Consider the following 16656-nt stretch of genomic DNA (forward strand, 5'->3'; position numbering starts at 1 on the left):
TCGTACATCCGGCTGCCCCGCGCGCGGTCGAACACGGTGGGCCAGCCACGGCAGTAGCTGCGCACCTCGGACTCCAGGGTCTCGAAGACGCTGAGGTCCGGCTGGGTGATGGTCACGCCGGCACCTGGTTGCGCAGCGTCGACTCGACGAAGTCGGTGAAGGTGTCCACCGACTCGAAGTCGTCCGCGTCCAGCTCCTCCGGATCGACGGTCAGCCCTATGGAGTTCTCCAGGGCCATCAGCATCTCCAGCATGGTGGTGGAGTCCAGGTGCAGGTCGTCGAAGAGCCTGACCTCGCCGCTCAGTCCCGTGACCGGGCGCTCCAGCACGTCGGTCAGCGCGGCTTCGAGTGCGCGCACGATCGCCTCACGGTCCATCAGTGGTCCTCCTTGCTCGATGCCTCTTGCTCGGCAGTTGTCACTCGGCAGTTGTCAGTCGGCAGTTGTCAGTCGGCAGTTGTCACCGGGCAGTTCTGGCCCGGCAGTCGTCACCCGGCTGTCGTCATCGGCAGTTCTCGCTCGGCAGGTCTCGCCCGGGGCTTCCCGCTCGGCGGGGATCGCTCGGCGGGGATCGCTCGGCGGGGACCGCTCCGCGCTCCCGCTCGTCACTTCGCCGAGAGGGTGGAGCTGTCGGCCGACTCGATCCAAGCGGCCAGCTTCTTCCGGTCGACCTTGCCGTTGCCGTTCGTGGGCAGGGCATCGGCCCGCAGACAGCGCCGGGGAATCTTGAACGGCTCGATGTGCTCGCGCATCCGCTCCCGTACGGCGTCCGCGGAGACACCGTCACCGACCACGACGAGCACCGCGCCGCGCCGCCCGGCCGGCGGCAGGACCGCCGCGGAGGTCACGCCCTCCACGTGGTGCGCCGCCGCCTCGACCTCGGTCGCGCTGATCCGGAAACCGCGCTCCTTGTACAGGTCGTCGCGACGGCCGGAGAAGTACAGGAAGCCCTCGTCGTCCACCCAGCCGTAGTCACCGGTGCGCAGTTCCGGGAAGAGGCCCTCGGCACGCGGGAAGCGCTCGGCGTCGAGTTCCGGGCGCCGCCAGTAGCCGGCCATGACGTGCGGGCCGCGGACGACGATCTGCCCCATCTCGCCGGGCGGCAGCCGCCGTCCGTCGTCGTCGACGACGTGGATCGAGGTGCCGGGCAGCGGGTAGCCGCAGGATCCGGGATGCTCCAGATCGCCGTCCGGCGGCATGATCGCCGCGCGCTTGCACTCGGTGAGCCCGTACATGACCTGGACCCGCAGCCCGGGCAGGGCCTGCCGCAGAGCGCTCAGGGTGCTCTCCGACAGGGCCGCACCGGTGTTGGTGAGCAGCCTCAGGTGCCCCAGGGAGCCGGGGCTGCGGCGGACGAGCCAGGCCAGCCGGTCCGCGATCGAGGGCACTCCGGGCAGCACGGTGGCCCGGGTCCGTTCGAGGTGGCGCAGCAGCGGCGGACCGGCCTCGGCCGCCGTGCCCAGATGCAGCCGGGATCCGCCCAGAGCGGCGAGGTAGACCTGGTAGAGGCCGTAGTCGAAGGAGAGCGGCAGCGGGCAGAACACCACGTCGTCGGCGCGGTAGCCGAGGCAGTCGTGGATCGCGGACGCCGCGAACAGCACCTGCTGGTGGGTGCTCACCACGGCCTTGGGCAGCGCGGTCGTGCCCGAGGTGTAGATGAGGCAGACCGGGTCCACGGCCAGCGTTCCCGGGTTCCCGGGTGCGGCCGGGGCGGGCTGCCCGCCGTCGAGGGCGTCCCGGAGCAGGTCCGCCAGCTGCCGGAAGGCGACTCCGTGGGCGCGGGCGGTACGGCCCGCGCCGGTGTCGTCGGAGACGAGGAGCACGGGTTCGCAGTCGCGCAGGACGTGTTCCAGCGGACCGCCGCGCACCTCCTCGTGCAGGACGCTGAAGACCGCGCCGAGCCGGGAGACGGCGAACACGAGCACGGCCGTGCCCAGTCCGTCGGCGGCGCTCACCACGACACGGTCACCGGCGCGCACGCCCTGCTCGTGCAGCCGGCCGGCCAGGCGGACGCTGGCGCGGGCGAACTCCCCGTAGGTGAGCGAGGCTTCGGTGGTGCTCAGCGCGGTGGAGCGCGGGGCGCGCTCGGCGGCGCGGTCGAGCAGTTCGTGCAGCAGCACGGGCGACGAGGTCATCACGACTCCTTCGCGGTGGTCGGCGGGAGCGGCCCGGGTCCGGTACCGGTGGGCACGGCGGCCCGGGGCGTGGTCCGGCCCCGGCCGCCGGCCGGCCTCCCCGTGGCCTTCTTCATGGGGATCACCGTCGTCGCGGTCGCCGTGCACACCAGCCGCGGGGTGCCGAGGATCTCCACGGCGCTCGGCCCGTCGGCCGGGCGGGCCTCGATGACCTTGTGCGCCTCCAGCTCCACGACACGGCGCAGCCGGGTGGCGCGCACCAGGCGGGCGCGTGCCTCGATGTAGTCACCGGGCCGCACCGGTGCGAGGAAGCGGACGGAGGAGTACTCGGACAGCAGTCCCTCGTCCTGGTCCGTCCGGGCGGTGATCTCGGTGACGAGGTCGCCGAAGAGCCGCAGCAGGTGCGCGCCGTCCACCAGGCCGCCGCCGTAGTGGGCGTCCTCCTGGCCGATGCGCACGCGGAGGAAGGCGGTCGTCCGGGCCTCGTCCTCAGTGTCCGCCAGGGACATGGGGGCATCGTCCTCTCTGAGCGTGTGGGCGGGGGGCGGGTCCGCCGGCGTGACCACTCCGAGGGCCACGGCGGCGACCACGTCCTGTTTGTGGGTGATGGACAGCTCGATGGCGGCCGGCTCCAGGGTGGCCGCGCGGCCCCGCAGGACGACCACCGGAGCACCGTCGTCGGTCTGGTCGACACAGATGTCCCGGGGGGCGACACCCCGCAGCAGGCCGGTGCCCAGCACTTTCACCACGGCTTCCTTGGCCGCGAAGCGTCCGGCGAGGAACTCCAGCCGGCGCTCCGCGCCCATGCGGTCGGCCAGCCTCAACTCCTCGGGGGCGTAGCTGAGGCGCATGAACCAGGGCCGGGTGAGGAGGCGGCGCAGTTCCGTGCGGTCCAGGACGTCCACGCCGATCCGGATGCCGGTGTCCGCCGCACGGGGCACGGCGGGCCCGACGCCGGCGTCCGCCGCAGGAGACACGACGGGCCTGACGGTGGCGTCCGCCGTGCCGGTCACGGGGCCTCCTCCTCGCCGTCGAGGTCGCCGAGGTCGTCGTCGAGGTCCCCGAGGTCGTCGTCGAGGTCCCCGAGGTCGTCGTCGAGGTCCCCGAGGTCGACGAGGCGCTGTCTGGCCAGCAGGTCCTCGGTCGTGTCCCGCTCCCGGACCAGCCGGGCCCGGCCGCGGTGGACCAGTACCTCGGCGGGGAAGCCGTGGCTGAGGAAGAGGCCCGGGGAGGCCGTCGGGCCGTAGGCGCCCGAACGCGCCACACCCAGCAGGTCACCCGGGCGGACCTCGGGCAGCGGCACCTTCTTGGCGACCACGTCGTTCGGCGTGCACAGCGGCCCGGTCAGCGAGTAGGGACGCTCGGGATCGTCCGCCGGGCGCCCGAGATGGGTGACGGGGAAGTTCCGCTTGACGAAGCTGCCGATGCCGACCGCCGCCATGTGGTGGTTGGTGCCGCCGTCGGCGACGACGAACCACTCGCCTCTCGACTCCTTCACATAGCGGGCGCGGACGACATAGGTGCCGGCCTCGGCGGTGAGGAAGCGGCCGAGTTCCATGATCAGGCGGCAGTGCGGATGCCGGGCGGCGAAGGGGGCGACCACCTCGCGCATCCCCGCGCCGAGCGCGTCGAGATCGAGGTCCTGCTCGTTCTCGAAGTACGCGATGCCCAGCCCGCCGCCGAAGTCCACGGTCTCCAGCGGAACGCCCAGATGCCCCGCCAGGTCCTCGGCCATGGCGAGGATCCCGGCCGTGTTGTGCACGACGTCCGCGTGGTGCAGGAACCGGGTGCCCATGTACGCGTGCACGCCCTTGACGCGCACGTGCCGCAGATCGGCCAGGGTCTCCTTGGCCCTGCGCACTTCTTCCTCGTCGATGCCGAACTGCCGTGGCTTGCCGCCCATGGCGAGCCCCGACCCCTTGCTGCCGAACGACGGATTGACCCGCAGCAGCACGGGGAACGGCGCTGCCGCCCCGCTCTCGGCCACCAGGTCGTCCAGTTGCCGTAGCTCTTCCAGGGACTCGCAGACCACGGCGTGGATCCCGGCGGCCACGCAGGCCGCCAGCTCCCTGGCGTCCTTGCCGGGTCCGAGGAAGATGATGTCCCGCGAAGCCACCCCGGCCCGCAGCGCGGTCACGAGCTCGGTGTGCGAGGAGACCTCCGCGCCGGCTCCCTGGGCGCCGAGGAACGCGCACACGCTGATGTTCGGGTTGGCCTTGAGGGAGTAGAAGACGTCGACCGTCTCGGGCAGCAGCTGCCGCAGCCGGCGGTAGGTGTCCGCGAGCACGTCGGCGTCGTAGACGAACAGGGGGGTGCCGAACTCCTCGGCGAGGGCGGTCATCGTGATGCCCTGGATCCGGGCTTCCGCGGCGTTCATACGGCGGGCCTTTCCGCCGGGCCGGGAGTCGGCTCGGCACGGTGCGGGGGGGGGACGACGACCACGGCGCTTCGCACGCGGTCACTGCCAACCGGGTTCGCCGGCCGGCCCCAAGGCGTCCGATCCGTCCACCGGAGCGGAGGACGGCACGGAGACGGACCCACGGGGCGAACCGGCCGGACCGGGGTCCGCAACGCTTCCCACAGCAAGTCCGGCGGCTACGGCGAAAACACCGACGGAAAGGACGGAAAGGACGCGACTACGCATTGTCAGTTTCCCCTCGGTCGCGGATTTCTTTTCCCGACGAGAAAGATTGTTGGCCGTTACCACCATCTGGCGAAAGTGGTGACCGGTGGACACAACCGTCCCTGACCGGTTCAGGCCGCACGGGCCGCGTCAGACCTGCCCGCCGTCCGGCCACAGGACCTCGGGCCGCAGCAGCGGCGCCTCGGCCCGGCGCAGCCGCCAGGCCGCGAGCCGGGGCCTGCGTGCCACCGCGCGCCACCACAACCGCTCCGCCGCCGCCTCGGCGAGTCCGAGGTCGGCGTGGCACAGGAACACGCCGATGACCGGCCACGGCACGGCGGACGCGTGGACGACGACATGCTCCAGCCCGTCCTCGCGGCCGGCGCAGCCCCGGATCAGGGCGGCGACTTCGTCGGGCAGCAGCTCACCGCACGGGGGCGGATCGAGCGTGAGATGAACGAGAAGCATTCGTCGACCCTGTCGCGTTCGATATGGTCTCACGATCCGTTACCGCTGGACGTTTCATGCCAAGGGCAGAATAGTCCAGGAAATTGGGCCCACTCGGCGGACTTGTGCGCGGTCGGGTTCCGCGAAAGAAATCCGGCCCGCCGCCGTCGGATACGACGGCGGCGGGCCGGTCACGGGAAGCGGCGGTTGCGCTCTCCGCTCAGTTGCCGAAGAGCCCCCGCTGTACGGCGTGGACGCCGGCCTGAAAACGGCTGCGCGCACCGAGACGGGCCATGAGAGTGGTGGAGATGCGCCGTGCCGTACGGGGTGACACCCCGAGCCGTTTGGCGACCGTCTCGTCGGTGGCGCCCTGGGCCAGCAGCCGCAGCACCTCGTGCTGCTGGCGGGTGAGGGCTTCGTCGGCATGAGGCCGCACATCCGAGGTGAACGGCTCGGCCGCCTGCCAGGTGGTCTCGAACAGGGAGCAGAGCGTGGCCAGTACGCCCGGCGTGCGGATCACGACCGCGCCGTCGGCGGTGTCGTCACTGTCCGTGGCGATGATGGCGACACGGCAGTCCGCGATGATCATCCGGTTGGGCAGGGACGGCACGGCCCGCACCTGGACGCCGACGGACGTGAGCCACTCGGCGTGCGCGACCGTGGCCGGGTCGTTGCGGATGCTTTCCAGATAGATGGTCCGTATGAGCACGCCGCGCCCCAGCAACTCCTGCGTCAGCGGCCGGGAGTTGCGCATGTTGTCGGGGGTCTGCGGCCCTCCCGGCGCGAACGTCATGAGCTGGGACTCGACGGTCCTGTTCATCACCGCCAGGTGGTCACGGATGTTGTCCAGCCCTCTGAGATGCTCGACGTCGCCCCGGGCCGCCCCCGGGTCCTCGCCCGCGAACTCGGAGATCAGCCGGACCGCGGCGGCCCGGCTCTCCTCCAGTTGCTGCTGCTGTGCCGCGACTTCCGCCTGCTTCCTGGCCAGCAGGATCTGCATGGCCAGGTGCGGTCTGACCGCGTGCAGACGCCGGGTGTCGCCGCTCGCCGGACGGATGAGCGCCATCTCGCTGAGCCGGTCGAGCGCGGCGTGCACGGCGCTCTCGGCGAGGCTCGTCCGGCCGCACAGTTCGCTCACACCGTCGTCGGGATGGGCGAGCATCGCCCGGTACACGGCGTCGGTCACGGGATCAAGCCCCAGAACATCAAGCATGTACCAGCGCCCCTTGAGACACCACGCAAGCCCCTCGTCTCGTCACTTCTTGCTCAGGTGTTCCACTCGGGCCCCTTACCAGAAGTGACACGATCAAACCGCGGCCGCTCGGGGGCAGTTGGCCGTACGAGCGCGGGCCGGGCGATCGGCCGCCGCCCCGCACCCCGCCGACATCCGGTCAAACCGTGGCCGACGCACCGACGCACCCTTCCTTCGTCGAGCACGTTGCGTGATGCTCTGCTCACCGGGGGAGATCAGCGACGTCACGACCAAGCCACGGAGGAACAGACGATGCCTCTCGGAAGGATCGCCGTCTACAACAAGGCGGACGGCATGGGCATCATCGCCGATGACGAGGACGGCGCACGGCGCCCCTTCTCCGGCATGGAGGCGCAGACCACCCGCGAGGGGCAGCGGGTCGTCTTCGAGGTGGTGGGTGCCAAGGCCACCAATGTCATCGCCGTTCGATGAACCGCCCCGCACGGCCGCGCCCCGCCCCCGGTGTCGTCGGGAGCGGGGCGCGGCGGCGGGGCTCGGGGGTCACTTCCCCTGGTCGGTGGGGCGGAGCGTCCACAGGACGCTCATCTCGCCGGTCACGGCGCCGTCCGCGCGCCGGATCTCGACCGACACCGGGAACTCGGGGCGCTGCCCCGCGTCCAGTTCGGCGACGACCTCGGCGGCCGGGCGGCCCAGCGTCGCGGTCGCGGTGACCGCGCCCATCGCCAGCTTCTTGTAGGCGATCTCGGCCCGCACGGCGAGCGGCACGGCGCGCGAGAGCTGGTCCCCGAAGGCGGCCAGCACGATGGCGCCGCTGGCCGACTCCCCGAGGGTGAACATCGCACCGGCGTGCGGGCCGCCCACGTGGTTGTGGTAGGCGCTCTGGTCCGGCAGGGACACCACGGCCTTGTCGGGCGTGGTCTCCAGGAACTCGAGGTTCAGCGTCCGGGCCATGGGCACGGTGGCGGCGAGCATCTCGCCGATCGACATCTGGTCTGCGCTCATGACCGGCATGTTACTCATGAGTAGCCAGGGCTGGCCAGAGAAGCGCACTAGGGTTACTGGCCATGTGGCCAGATCAGCAGCCGCCAGGGGGCGCGCAGAACCCGCAGCACAACCCGCAGCAGTACCCGCAGCAGCCCGGGTACCAGCAGCAGAACCCGTACCAGCAGCCCGGGTACCAGCAGTATCCGCAGGGCGGCCCGTACGGGCAGCAGACGCAGCCCGGCCCGTACGGGCAGCAGGCGCAGTGGGGACAGCCGCCCGCGGCGCCCGAACCCCCGCAGGGCGGTGGCGGCCGTACGAAGCTGATCGCGATCATCGCGGCCACGGCCGTCGTCGTCACCGCCGCCGTGACCGGCTACCTGGTGCTGGGCGGGTCGAAGGACGACGAGGCCGACAACGGCAAGGACGGACGGCACACCAGCACGTCGCCGACGGCCACCTCGTCCGGCTCCCCCGCGTCGTCCGACTCGCCCACGTCGTCCGCGAGCGACAACCCGCGCGCCAACGAGACGGAGAAGCCGACGGTCGCGGGCTGGAAGGTCGTGGTCAATCCGAAGTACGGCACCGCCTTCGACGTCCCGGCCGACTGGGAGGTGGAGCGGCCCGGCATCTTCGCCTTCTTCCAGGACAAGGAGAAGGGCGACGGCTCGGCCTACATCGGCTTCTCCGCGCCCTCCTTCCTGAAACCGGACTACTGCACCTCCGAGGACAGCGGCACGAAGGAGTCGCACGCGCTCGCGGGCAGCGGCACGAAGGGCGAGAACGGCGCCAAGGACACCGTCGGCATCGCCCGCGGCGACTCGGCCACCTTCGCGTTCGGCGGCTACACCGACCAGAAGGACGCCTCCAAGAAGTACCTGCGGATCGGCAAGGCGAAGTCCTTCACCACGGCGTCGGGGCTGAAGGGCAGCGTCGCGACGTCGTACGTCGTCGGCGCACCGAAGAAGAACAAGTGCGACACCGACGGCAAGGCCACCACGTTCGCCTTCAAGAACTCCGCGGGCAGCTTCGTCTCGTGGACGCTCTACGGCGCCAAGGGCGTCAAGGACGAACTGTCCGACGCCACCGTCGACAAGATCCTCGGCACGGTACGGCTGCACGGCGACCCGGTCGTGGAGTAGACCGGGCCGGAGTGGCACGGCCGACGCGGGATCCGGGCGACCCGGTCGCGGAGTGCACCGGGCCGGGGCCCCGTGGCCGGCGCGGGGCCGGCGGCTCCGGAGCGGCGGCGTGGCACCCCGCTGCCGTCCGCGAACCCACTTGGCAGACCCGGAGTCGGGCGGGGATAGTCGGCCGGTGACCCAGACCTCCGGCTCCCCCGCCCGCCCCCGCAGACCCGCCTGGGCGGGACGCAACCACTCCCTGCTGACCGCGGCCGCCATCGTCACCGGCCTCGGCGCGAACGGCTCGCTGATCGCCGCCGCCTTCGCCGTCCTGGAGGCGGGCGGCGACGGCGGGGACGTCGGACTGGTGGCCGCCTCGCGCACGCTGCCGCTGGTGGTGTTCCTGCTCATCGGCGGCGCGGTCGCGGACCGGCTGCCCCGGCACCGGGTGATGGTCGCCGCCAACACCCTCAACTGCCTCTCCCAGGCGGCGTTCGCGGCGCTCGTCCTGACCGGTGAACCCCGGCTGTGGCAGATGATGCTGCTCACCGCGCTCGGCGGCACCGGGCAGGCGTTCTTCGGCCCGGCCGCCGAGGGCATGCTGATGTCCTCCGTGCAGGGCGAACAGGCGGGCCGGGCGTTCGCCGTCTTCCGCATGGCCACCCAGGGCGCGGCTCTCGGGGGCGCGGCGCTCGGCGGCGCCCTGGTCGCGGCCGTCGGTCCCGGCTGGGTGCTCGCCGTCGACGCGGCGGCCTTCGCCGTCGCCGCAGCGCTGCGTTCCTTCCTCGACGTCGGCCACATCCCGCCGCGCGCACCGGGCGGCGGTATGCTGGCCGACCTCCGCGAGGGCTGGCGGGAGTTCATCGGCCGGCCCTGGCTGTGGGGCATCGTCGTCCAGTTCTCGATCGCCAACGCCGTGGTCGGCGCGGCCGACGCGGTGTACGGCCCGCTGGTCGCCCGGGACAGCCTGGGCGGCGCCGGTCCCTGGGGGCTGGCCCTGGCCGCGTTCGGCGCGGGCACGGTGGCCGGTGCCCTGCTGATGACCCGCTGGAAGCCCCGCCGCCTGCTGCTCGCCGGCACACTGTGCGTCTTCCCGCTGGCCCTGCCCTCGGCCGCCCTGGCCGTACCGGTGCCGGCGGGCGTGCTGTACGTGGTGATGTTCGCGGCCGGTACGACGGTGGAGGTGTTCGGCGTCTCCTGGATGACCGCGCTGCACCAGGAGATCCCCGAGGACAAGCTCTCGCGCGTCTCGGCGTACGACTGGTTCGGCTCGGTCTCGCTCATGCCGCTCGCCACGGCCCTGGCCGGCCCCGCGGAGGCCGCCTTCGGGCGGGCCGCCGCCCTGTGGGGCTGCGCCGGCCTGGTGGTGCTGGTCACCGCCCTGGTGCTGCTGGTCCCCGACGTGCGGACGCTGACCCGGCGCACGCACCGGGTCGCCGTCGCCCCGCCCGCGTCAGCCGATGCCGAAAGCGCCGTCGGGGGGCTCGGGTGACGGTACGGCGTCGGCGTCCTCGACCGGCCGGGCGGATCCGATGAAGTCCCGCACGGCGGCGCCGTGTTCGACCCGGGCCGGGAAGGCGTCCGCCGCGACGCGGCGGGCCAGCGCGGCGATGCCGAGCGGCCGGTGCGAGGCGACGAGTACCGCGTTGCCGAACCGCCGGCCGCGCAGCACCCCCGGCTCGGCGATCAGGGCCAGCTCCTCGAACACGGCCGAGAAGTTGGCCAGTTGGGACCGCAGGAAGGCGAACGGCGCCGCGTCGGCGAGGTTGGCCAGGTAGACCCCGCCCGGCCGTAGGACCCTCTCGGCCTCGCGGGCGTAGGCGCGGGTGGTGAGGTGGGCCGGAACCCGGGAACCACCGAAGACGTCCGCGATCAGCACGTCGGCGGAGTCGTCCGGCGCGGCCTCCAGCCAGGCCCGGGCGTCGGCGGCGTGCTGCCGGACCCCCGAGCCCGCCGGCAGTGGCAGATGCTCCGCGACCAGCTCCAGCAGTTTCCGGTCGGCCTCGACGACGTCCTGCCGTGAGCCGGGCCGGGTGGCCGCCACGTACCGGGGCAGTGTCAGCGCACCGCCGCCCAGGTGCGCCACGTCCAGCGCCTGCCCGGCCTCCGCCACCGTGTCCAGTGCGTGCCCGAGCCGCCGCGCGTACTCGAACTCCAGGTACGTCGGTTCATCGAGATCCACGTACGACTGCGGTGCCCCGTCGACCGTGAGCAGCCAGGCCCGCTCCCGGTCGACATCGGGCATCAGCTTGGCGGTGCCGTGGTCGGTGGTGCGGGTCACGGGTATCGATGCGTTCACCCCTTCATTGTGGGCGAGAGCGGCTGTGGGCGAGAGCGGCTGCGGGCGAGAGCGGCGCCCGCCGGACGCGGGGGCGCCGCCGCCGCGGGCGAGGGCGGCGACCCCACGCGCGCGGACGTCACCCCACGGCGGTGACGGTGCCCGCTCCCACGGTCCGGCCGCCCTCACGGATGGCGAACCCGAGCCCCGGCTCCAGGGGGACGTCCCGGCCCAGCTCCACCGTCATCCGCACCGTCTCGCCGGGCCGGGCGACGGCCGCCTCGCCGAGGTCGACGTCTCCCACCACGTCCGCCGTACGGATGTAGAACTGCGGCCGGTAACCGGTGGCGACCGGTGTCGTACGACCGCCCTCGCGCCCCGACAGCAGGTAGACCCGGGCCGAGAACCGTCGCGCGGGCACCACGCTGCCCGGCGCCGCCACGACGTGCCCGCGCCGCACGGCGTCGCGGGGCACCCCGCGCAGCAGCAGCGCCACGTTGTCCCCGGCCTGCGCCTCCTCCATCGGCTTGCCGAAGGTCTCCAGCCCGGTGACCGCGGTCTCGGCATCCGCGCCGAGCACCGACACCCGGTCCCCCAGGCGGATCGTCCCCCGTTCCACCGCGCCCGTGACGACCGTGCCCCGGCCGGTGATGGTGAGCACGTTCTCCACCGGCAGCAGGAACGGCGCGTCCACGTACCGCTCCGGCATCGGCACGTACGTGTCCACCGCGTCGAGCAGTGCCTCGACCGACGCCGTCCAGCGCGGGTCGCCCTCCAGGGCCTTCAGCCCGGAGACGCGTACGACGGGTACGGCGTCGCCCGGATACCCCTGCGCGGTGAGCAGGTCGCGGACCTCCAGCTCGACCAGGTCGGTCAGCTCCTCGTCCCCGGCGTCGGCCTTGTTCAGCGCGACGACGATGTGGTCCACGCCCACCTGCCGGGCGAGCAGTACGTGTTCGGCGGTCTGCGGCATGATCCCGTCGAGCGCGGAGACGACGAGGATCGCCCCGTCGAGCTGCGCGGCCCCGGTGACCATGTTCTTGACGTAGTCGGCGTGGCCCGGCATGTCGACGTGGGCGTAGTGCCGGGTGTCGGTCTCGTACTCGACGTGCGCGATGTTGATGGTGATGCCGCGGGCGGCCTCCTCCGGGGCGCGGTCGATGCGGTCGAAGGGCACGAACGTGCCGGTGCCGCGCTCGGCGAGAACCTTGGTGATGGCGGCGGTCAGGGTGGTCTTGCCGTGGTCGACGTGACCCATGGTGCCGATGTTCAGGTGCGGCTTGGTGCGCACGTAGGCCGTTTTGGACATGGCTGTACCTCGAAGCTTCCGGTCGGGCGGAACGGACGGGACCCCGGTGACGGGCCGACCCTCCCCCTGCGGGGTCCGCCGGACGATCCGGGGAGGGTCAGCTTCGGGCGCCGTCGACAGCGGCCACGAGGAGCGGGACGGCAGCCTTCGGGGCATCCGCGACGGCGGATGCTGCGAGGAGGAAGGCGTACCGGGACATGTCGTCGATCATTGCCGACGGTTTGTCCGGCGTCGAATGGTTTTTCGCGGTAAGCGAGTTCAGGACATACGCCGATCACACACATGTGTCGGTTACTGTCGTCGGATGCTCGATGCCAACCGCTCTGGCACCGCCACGGCCTCTCCCCGGGTCGCCGCCACGGAGCTCGCCGTCACCGCGCCCGTGCCCGGGGCCGGGCCGGCCGCGCCGTTGCCGCGCGCCGGGTTCGCCGGCCGGTGCACACGGCTGCTGCTGTCCCCTTACGCCCGGTTGTCGTTGCTGTTCGCGCTGCTCGCGGGCGGGGCGGCGGGTGTGCTGCTGTGCGAGCCGCAGCGGCTGCTGACGCAGGGCTGGCCACCGCAGCTCGGCGGGGCAGCGGCGGCCCTCGTCTTCGCGGCGGGCTACGGCCTGTGCACCGTGGCGTTCGTCCCGCGCCCCCTGCTGAACCTGGCCGCGGGCGCGCTGTTCGGCTCGCAGCTGGGGCTGGGGACGGCGCTCGCGGGCACGGTGCTCGGGGCCGGGGTGGCGTTCGGGCTGGGCCGGCTGCTGGGGCAGGACGCGCTGCGCCCGCTGCTGCGCGGCCGGTGGCTCAAGGCGGCCGACGGGCAGCTCAGCCGGCACGGGTTCCGGTCGATGCTGGCGGCCCGGCTCTTCCCCGGGGTGCCGTTCTGGGCGGCGAACTACTGCGCCGCCGTCTCCCGCATGCGCTGGCTGCCCTTCCTGCTGGCCACCGCCGTCGGCTCGATCCCGAACACGGCCGCCTACGCGGTCGCCGGCGCCCGCGCCTCGGCGCCGACCTCCCCCGCCTTCCTGATCGCGATGGCCTGTATCGCCCTGCCGGCGCTGGCGGGCACGGTGGTGGCGTGGCGCAAGCGTCATCAGCTGCGCGGCCGGTGAACCGGCGCGCCTCCCCCCGCAAGCCGCCCTCGAACCGGCTCTCACCGGACCGGCCCGCACGGCCGCCCCGGCCCGCGTTCGGCATCCGTGACGTCGCCGGCCGCACCGAGCCGGCCGCACCGAGCGCACCGAGCCGGCCGCCCGGGCGCGAGGCCGCCGTCGCGGCGACGACGAGCTGATCGCGGCCGCCGGGCGGGGTACGTCCCGGTGACCGGTCCGCGGACCGGCGGTGCCCGGACTCAGACGCCTTCCAGGATCATCGCGTTGGCCAGTCCGCCCGCCTCGCACATGGTCTGCAGGGCGTAGCGGGCGCCGCGTGCGCGCATCGCGTGGACCAGGGTGGTGGTCAGCCGGGTCCCGCTCGCGCCGAGCGGGTGGCCGAGGGCGATGGCCCCGCCGTGCACGTTGACCTTGGCGAGGTCGGCGCCGGTCTCCTGCTGCCAGGCCAGGACCACGCTGGAGAAGGCCTCGTTGATCTCGAACAGGTCGATGTCGTCGAGCGTCAGCCCCGCCCGGCGCAGCACCTTCTCCGTCGCCGGGATGACGCCGGTGAGCATCAGCAGCGGGTCGGAGCCGGTCACGGCGAAGCTGTGCAGCCGGGCCAGGGGGCGCAGGCCGAGCCGGGCCGCGGTCTCGCCGGAGGTGATCAGCACGGCGGAGGCGCCGTCGTTGACGGGGCTCGCGTTGCCCGCCGTGACGTTCCACTCGATCTGCGGGAAGCGCTCGGCGAAGCCGGGGTCGTAGTAGGCGGGCTTGAGGCCGGCGAGGATCTCCGGGGTGCTGTCCGGGCGGACGCACTCGTCGCGGGCCACGCCGTCCAGCGGCGCGACCTCGGCGTCGAAGAGCCCGGCCTGCCACGCGGCGGCGGCCTTGCGGTGCGAGGAGACCGCGAACTCGTCCATCCGCGCGCGCGTGAGGGACCACTTGGCGGCGATGAGTTCGGCGCTGATCCCCTGCGGGACCAGGCCCTCCGGGTAGCGCTCGGCGACGCCGGGCCCGAAGGGGTCCTTGCCGGCGGGCACGTTGGACCACATCGGCACCCGGCTCATCGACTCCACGCCGCAGGCGACGACGAGGTCGTACGCGCCGGAGATGACGCCCTGCGCGGCGAAGTGCACGGCCTGCTGGGAGGAGCCGCACTGGCGGTCCACGGTGGTCGCGGGGACCGACTCGGGCAGGCCGGCGGCGAGGACGGCGTACCGGGTGGTGTTCATGGCCTGCTCGCCGACCTGGTCGACGGTGCCGCCGATCACGTCGTCGATGAGCGCCGGGTCGACGCCGGAGCGCTCGACCAGGGTGCGCAGGGTGTGCGCGAGGAGCTGCACGGGGTGGACGTGGGCGAGGGACCCGTTCGGCTTGCCCTTGCCGACGGGGGTGCGTACGGCTTCGACGATGACTGCGTCTCGCATGGTGCGGGCCTCCTTGGCCGCCCTGGCTACCCGTAGGGAGCTACCGGTGAGTAGGAAATCCAAACTCACGATAACTCGCTGGGTTGGAAAATCAAACCCTCCTCTAGAATGGCCGCATGGCCGCCACGAAGGACCCGCGCCCCTGTTCCATCGCCGACGCCCTCGCCCTGGTCGGCGAGAAGTACTCCCTGCTCGTCCTGCGGGAGGTGTGCCTGGGCAACGGCCGCTTCGACCAGCTCGTGCGCAACATCGGCGCCCCGCGCGACATCCTGGCCGCGCGGCTGCGCCGCCTCGTGGAGGCCGGCATCCTCACCAAGCGCGTCTACAGCGAGCGCCCGCAGCGCTTCGAGTACCGACCCACCCAGGCGGGACTGGAGCTGGAGCCGGTGCTGATGACCCTCAAGGAGTGGGGCGACCGCCATCTCCGCAAGGGCACCGGCCTGCCGATGGTCGTCGAGCACGCCTGCGGCAGCGCACTCGTACCGGTGGTCACCTGCCAGGCCTGCGGCGACGCCGTGCGCCACGAGGACCTGACGGCCCACCCGCAGGTCCCGGGCTGGACCGTCGCGGGTCCGACGGCCGCCTGAACCGACCGGTCGCCACGCGCGGGACGGGCGACGAGGACCGCCCAACCGCCCGGCCCCTGTTGCCCCGCTGTCACCGGGGCCCGCTACGCTGCCCTCGTCACATGATCACCATTTCTCTCCAGCGCTTGGACGCCGTACCTTCATGTCTTGGTTTGAATCCCTCGTCCTCGGACTCGTCCAGGGGCTGACCGAGTTCCTGCCCGTCTCCTCCAGCGCCCACCTGCGGCTGACCGCCGCGTTCTCGGGCTGGAAGGACCCGGGGGCGGCCTTCACGGCCATCACGCAGATCGGCACGGAGACCGCGGTCCTCATCTACTTCCGCAAGGACATCGGCCGGATCATCACGTCCTGGTTCCGCTCGCTGTTCGACAAGACGATGCGCCGCAACCACGACGCGCAGATGGGCTGGCTGGTGATCGTCGGCTCCATCCCGATCGGCCTGCTGGGTGTGACGCTGAAGGACCAGATCGAGGGGCCGTTCCGCGATCTGCGGGTCACCGCCACCATGCTCGTCGTCGTCGGCGTGGTCATCGGCATCGCCGACCGGCTCGCGGCCCGCGACGAGACCGGCGGCCGGCACCGGGCACCCAAGCAGCGCAAGTCGCTGGAGAACCTCGGCATCAGGGACGGCCTGATCTTCGGCCTCTGCCAGGCCTGCGCGCTCATCCCCGGCGTCTCCCGCTCCGGAGCGACCATCAGCGGCGGCCTGTTCATGGGATACCGGCGCGAGGCCGCGGCCCGTTACTCCTTCCTGCTGGCCATCCCGGCCGTCCTCGCCTCCGGCGCCTTCGAGGTGAAGGACTCGCTGAGCGAGGGCCATGTGGCCTGGGGCCCGACCCTGTTCGCGACGGTGATCGCGTTCGCCTCGGGATACGCGGTCATCGCATGGTTCATGAAGTGGATCTCCAACAAGAGCTTCATGCCGTTCGTCTGGTACCGCGTCGCTCTCGGTGTGGTGATCATCGCTCTGGTCGGCGCGGGCGTACTGAGCCCGCACGCGGCGGAGTCGGCGGGCTGACGGGCCGGCTCCGGCACCCCTGTTTCGGACATCTTCCGCACCGCGGCCGCCCGCCTCCGACCTGGCCAACGCCCCCTGGACGGCGGGCGTTTCGCGGCCACGAACGGTCGGCGGCCCGCCGACGGTGACCAACCCCATACCTTCTGCGTAGCCACGCGGTAGCGCACGGTCAGTTCTTGCCCCTAGGCTGTCCGCATGTCCCCCGATTCCCTGCCCCCTGGTTCCGTGCGGTCTGCTGCCGAGGTGAACGAGAAGATCCGGGCGCTGTGGCTGCGCGCGGGCGGCACGCTGTCGGCCCAGGAGCGCGCGGAGTACGAGCTGCTGGTGATCGAGTGGGCCGAGGCGATCCGCGGGCGGGTCATCGAGGCGGCCTGACCCCGCCACCGGAACACCCGCCCGCCCAGCACCCCCTGCCCCGCGCAGCTCCCCCTGCCCCGC

General features: G+C 72.5%; 17 protein-coding genes. 7 read left to right on the forward strand and 10 right to left on the reverse strand.

The genetic code is table 11. The annotated features are described in order from the left end of the window. Window positions 1-112 precede the first annotated feature (112 nt). From ACZ7KF_RS38505 to ACZ7KF_RS38530, 6 genes are all read right to left on the reverse strand, one after another. Entirely contained in the window at window positions 113-376 is a 264-nt protein-coding gene (locus ACZ7KF_RS38505; RefSeq protein ID WP_471086284.1) for a phosphopantetheine-binding protein, read from the reverse strand. Window positions 377-603: 227 nt separating this feature from the next. Further along, window positions 604-2133: a class I adenylate-forming enzyme family protein gene (locus ACZ7KF_RS38510; RefSeq protein WP_471086287.1), complete on the reverse strand. Its 1530-nt coding sequence runs from the start codon at window positions 2131-2133 to the stop codon at window positions 604-606. After that, on the reverse strand, window positions 2133-3146 hold the full coding sequence (locus tag ACZ7KF_RS38515; protein ID WP_471086290.1) for a 4'-phosphopantetheinyl transferase superfamily protein: 1014 nt from the start codon (window positions 3144-3146) through the stop codon (window positions 2133-2135). Before ACZ7KF_RS38515 ends, ACZ7KF_RS38510 begins: the two co-directional genes overlap by 1 nt. Then, complete coding sequence (locus ACZ7KF_RS38520; RefSeq protein ID WP_471086293.1) at window positions 3143-4510, reverse strand: type III PLP-dependent enzyme; 1368 nt, start codon at window positions 4508-4510, stop codon at window positions 3143-3145. The genes ACZ7KF_RS38515 and ACZ7KF_RS38520 overlap by 4 nt, the downstream gene beginning before the upstream one ends. A gap of 396 nt (window positions 4511-4906) precedes the next feature. Next, a complete protein-coding gene (locus tag ACZ7KF_RS38525) occupies window positions 4907-5224 on the reverse strand; it encodes a hypothetical protein (RefSeq protein ID WP_471086296.1) in 318 nt (105 codons plus the stop codon). A 199-nt stretch (window positions 5225-5423) separates the two neighbouring features. After that, window positions 5424-6416: a LuxR C-terminal-related transcriptional regulator gene (locus tag ACZ7KF_RS38530; RefSeq protein WP_471086298.1), complete on the reverse strand. Its 993-nt coding sequence runs from the start codon at window positions 6414-6416 to the stop codon at window positions 5424-5426. Between the two features lie 291 nt (window positions 6417-6707). Between ACZ7KF_RS38530 and ACZ7KF_RS38535 the strand changes: the two genes are divergently transcribed. Continuing rightward, a complete protein-coding gene (locus tag ACZ7KF_RS38535; RefSeq protein ID WP_471086301.1) occupies window positions 6708-6887 on the forward strand; it encodes a cold-shock protein in 180 nt (59 codons plus the stop codon). 69 nt (window positions 6888-6956) lie between these two features. On the opposite strand, the gene ACZ7KF_RS38540 is transcribed toward ACZ7KF_RS38535, so the two are convergent. Next, window positions 6957-7418: a DUF4442 domain-containing protein gene (locus ACZ7KF_RS38540; protein WP_471086304.1), complete on the reverse strand. Its 462-nt coding sequence runs from the start codon at window positions 7416-7418 to the stop codon at window positions 6957-6959. Window positions 7419-7480: 62 nt separating this feature from the next. Here ACZ7KF_RS38540 and ACZ7KF_RS38545 point away from each other — a divergent pair, with 62 nt between their 5' ends. Beyond that, window positions 7481-8539 carry a DUF8017 domain-containing protein gene (locus ACZ7KF_RS38545; RefSeq protein WP_471086307.1) on the forward strand — a complete coding sequence of 353 codons (1059 nt, stop codon included), beginning with the start codon at window positions 7481-7483 and terminating at the stop codon, window positions 8537-8539. A gap of 175 nt (window positions 8540-8714) precedes the next feature. Beyond that, window positions 8715-10013: an MFS transporter gene (locus ACZ7KF_RS38550; RefSeq protein ID WP_471086310.1), complete on the forward strand. Its 1299-nt coding sequence runs from the start codon at window positions 8715-8717 to the stop codon at window positions 10011-10013. Here the strand turns inward: ACZ7KF_RS38550 and ACZ7KF_RS38555 are convergent. Beyond that, window positions 9975-10820, reverse strand: coding sequence for a spermidine synthase (locus tag ACZ7KF_RS38555; protein ID WP_471086313.1), 846 nt, complete (start codon window positions 10818-10820; stop codon window positions 9975-9977). The genes ACZ7KF_RS38550 and ACZ7KF_RS38555 overlap by 39 nt on opposite strands. 118 nt (window positions 10821-10938) lie before the next feature. Beyond that, window positions 10939-12108 carry an elongation factor Tu gene (tuf, locus tag ACZ7KF_RS38560; protein ID WP_471086316.1) on the reverse strand — a complete coding sequence of 390 codons (1170 nt, stop codon included), beginning with the start codon at window positions 12106-12108 and terminating at the stop codon, window positions 10939-10941. 304 nt (window positions 12109-12412) lie between these two features. Between tuf and ACZ7KF_RS38565 the strand changes: the two genes are divergently transcribed. Further along, window positions 12413-13204: a TVP38/TMEM64 family protein gene (locus ACZ7KF_RS38565; protein WP_471086319.1), complete on the forward strand. Its 792-nt coding sequence runs from the start codon at window positions 12413-12415 to the stop codon at window positions 13202-13204. Window positions 13205-13443: 239 nt separating this feature from the next. Here ACZ7KF_RS38565 and ACZ7KF_RS38570 read toward each other — a convergent pair whose 3' ends face one another. Continuing rightward, window positions 13444-14613, reverse strand: coding sequence for a thiolase family protein (locus tag ACZ7KF_RS38570; protein ID WP_471086322.1), 1170 nt, complete (start codon window positions 14611-14613; stop codon window positions 13444-13446). A gap of 116 nt (window positions 14614-14729) precedes the next feature. Between ACZ7KF_RS38570 and ACZ7KF_RS38575 the strand changes: the two genes are divergently transcribed. The 3 genes from ACZ7KF_RS38575 to ACZ7KF_RS38585 all read left to right on the forward strand — a co-directional run bounded on the left by ACZ7KF_RS38575 (window position 14730) and on the right by ACZ7KF_RS38585 (window position 16593). Beyond that, the gene (locus ACZ7KF_RS38575; RefSeq protein ID WP_471086325.1) at window positions 14730-15200 is read left to right on the forward strand and encodes a winged helix-turn-helix transcriptional regulator; all 471 of its coding nucleotides are present in this window, start codon (window positions 14730-14732) and stop codon (window positions 15198-15200) included. Between the two features lie 142 nt (window positions 15201-15342). After that, window positions 15343-16218: an undecaprenyl-diphosphate phosphatase gene (locus ACZ7KF_RS38580; RefSeq protein ID WP_471086328.1), complete on the forward strand. Its 876-nt coding sequence runs from the start codon at window positions 15343-15345 to the stop codon at window positions 16216-16218. A gap of 195 nt (window positions 16219-16413) precedes the next feature. Continuing rightward, window positions 16414-16593, forward strand: coding sequence for a hypothetical protein (locus ACZ7KF_RS38585; protein ID WP_471086331.1), 180 nt, complete (start codon window positions 16414-16416; stop codon window positions 16591-16593). The last annotated feature ends 63 nt before the right edge of the window (window positions 16594-16656 follow it).

Source organism: Streptomyces sp. NPDC038200 (genome assembly GCF_055600785.1).

Coding starts and splice junctions, on each gene's coding strand:
- ACZ7KF_RS38505 (WP_471086284.1), bottom strand. CDS start 376: ATGGACCGTGAGGCGATCGTGCGCGCACTCGAAGCCGCGCTGACCGAC.
- ACZ7KF_RS38510 (WP_471086287.1), bottom strand. CDS start 2,133: ATGACCTCGTCGCCCGTGCTGCTGCACGAACTGCTCGACCGCGCCGCC.
- ACZ7KF_RS38520 (WP_471086293.1), bottom strand. CDS start 4,510: ATGAACGCCGCGGAAGCCCGGATCCAGGGCATCACGATGACCGCCCTC.
- ACZ7KF_RS38525 (WP_471086296.1), bottom strand. CDS start 5,224: ATGCTTCTCGTTCATCTCACGCTCGATCCGCCCCCGTGCGGTGAGCTG.
- ACZ7KF_RS38530 (WP_471086298.1), bottom strand. CDS start 6,416: ATGCTTGATGTTCTGGGGCTTGATCCCGTGACCGACGCCGTGTACCGG.
- ACZ7KF_RS38535 (WP_471086301.1), top strand. CDS start 6,708: ATGCCTCTCGGAAGGATCGCCGTCTACAACAAGGCGGACGGCATGGGC.
- ACZ7KF_RS38540 (WP_471086304.1), bottom strand. CDS start 7,418: ATGAGCGCAGACCAGATGTCGATCGGCGAGATGCTCGCCGCCACCGTG.
- ACZ7KF_RS38545 (WP_471086307.1), top strand. CDS start 7,481: ATGTGGCCAGATCAGCAGCCGCCAGGGGGCGCGCAGAACCCGCAGCAC.
- tuf (WP_471086316.1), bottom strand. CDS start 12,108: ATGTCCAAAACGGCCTACGTGCGCACCAAGCCGCACCTGAACATCGGC.
- ACZ7KF_RS38565 (WP_471086319.1), top strand. CDS start 12,413: ATGCTCGATGCCAACCGCTCTGGCACCGCCACGGCCTCTCCCCGGGTC.
- ACZ7KF_RS38570 (WP_471086322.1), bottom strand. CDS start 14,613: ATGCGAGACGCAGTCATCGTCGAAGCCGTACGCACCCCCGTCGGCAAG.
- ACZ7KF_RS38575 (WP_471086325.1), top strand. CDS start 14,730: ATGGCCGCCACGAAGGACCCGCGCCCCTGTTCCATCGCCGACGCCCTC.
- ACZ7KF_RS38580 (WP_471086328.1), top strand. CDS start 15,343: ATGTCTTGGTTTGAATCCCTCGTCCTCGGACTCGTCCAGGGGCTGACC.
- ACZ7KF_RS38585 (WP_471086331.1), top strand. CDS start 16,414: ATGTCCCCCGATTCCCTGCCCCCTGGTTCCGTGCGGTCTGCTGCCGAG.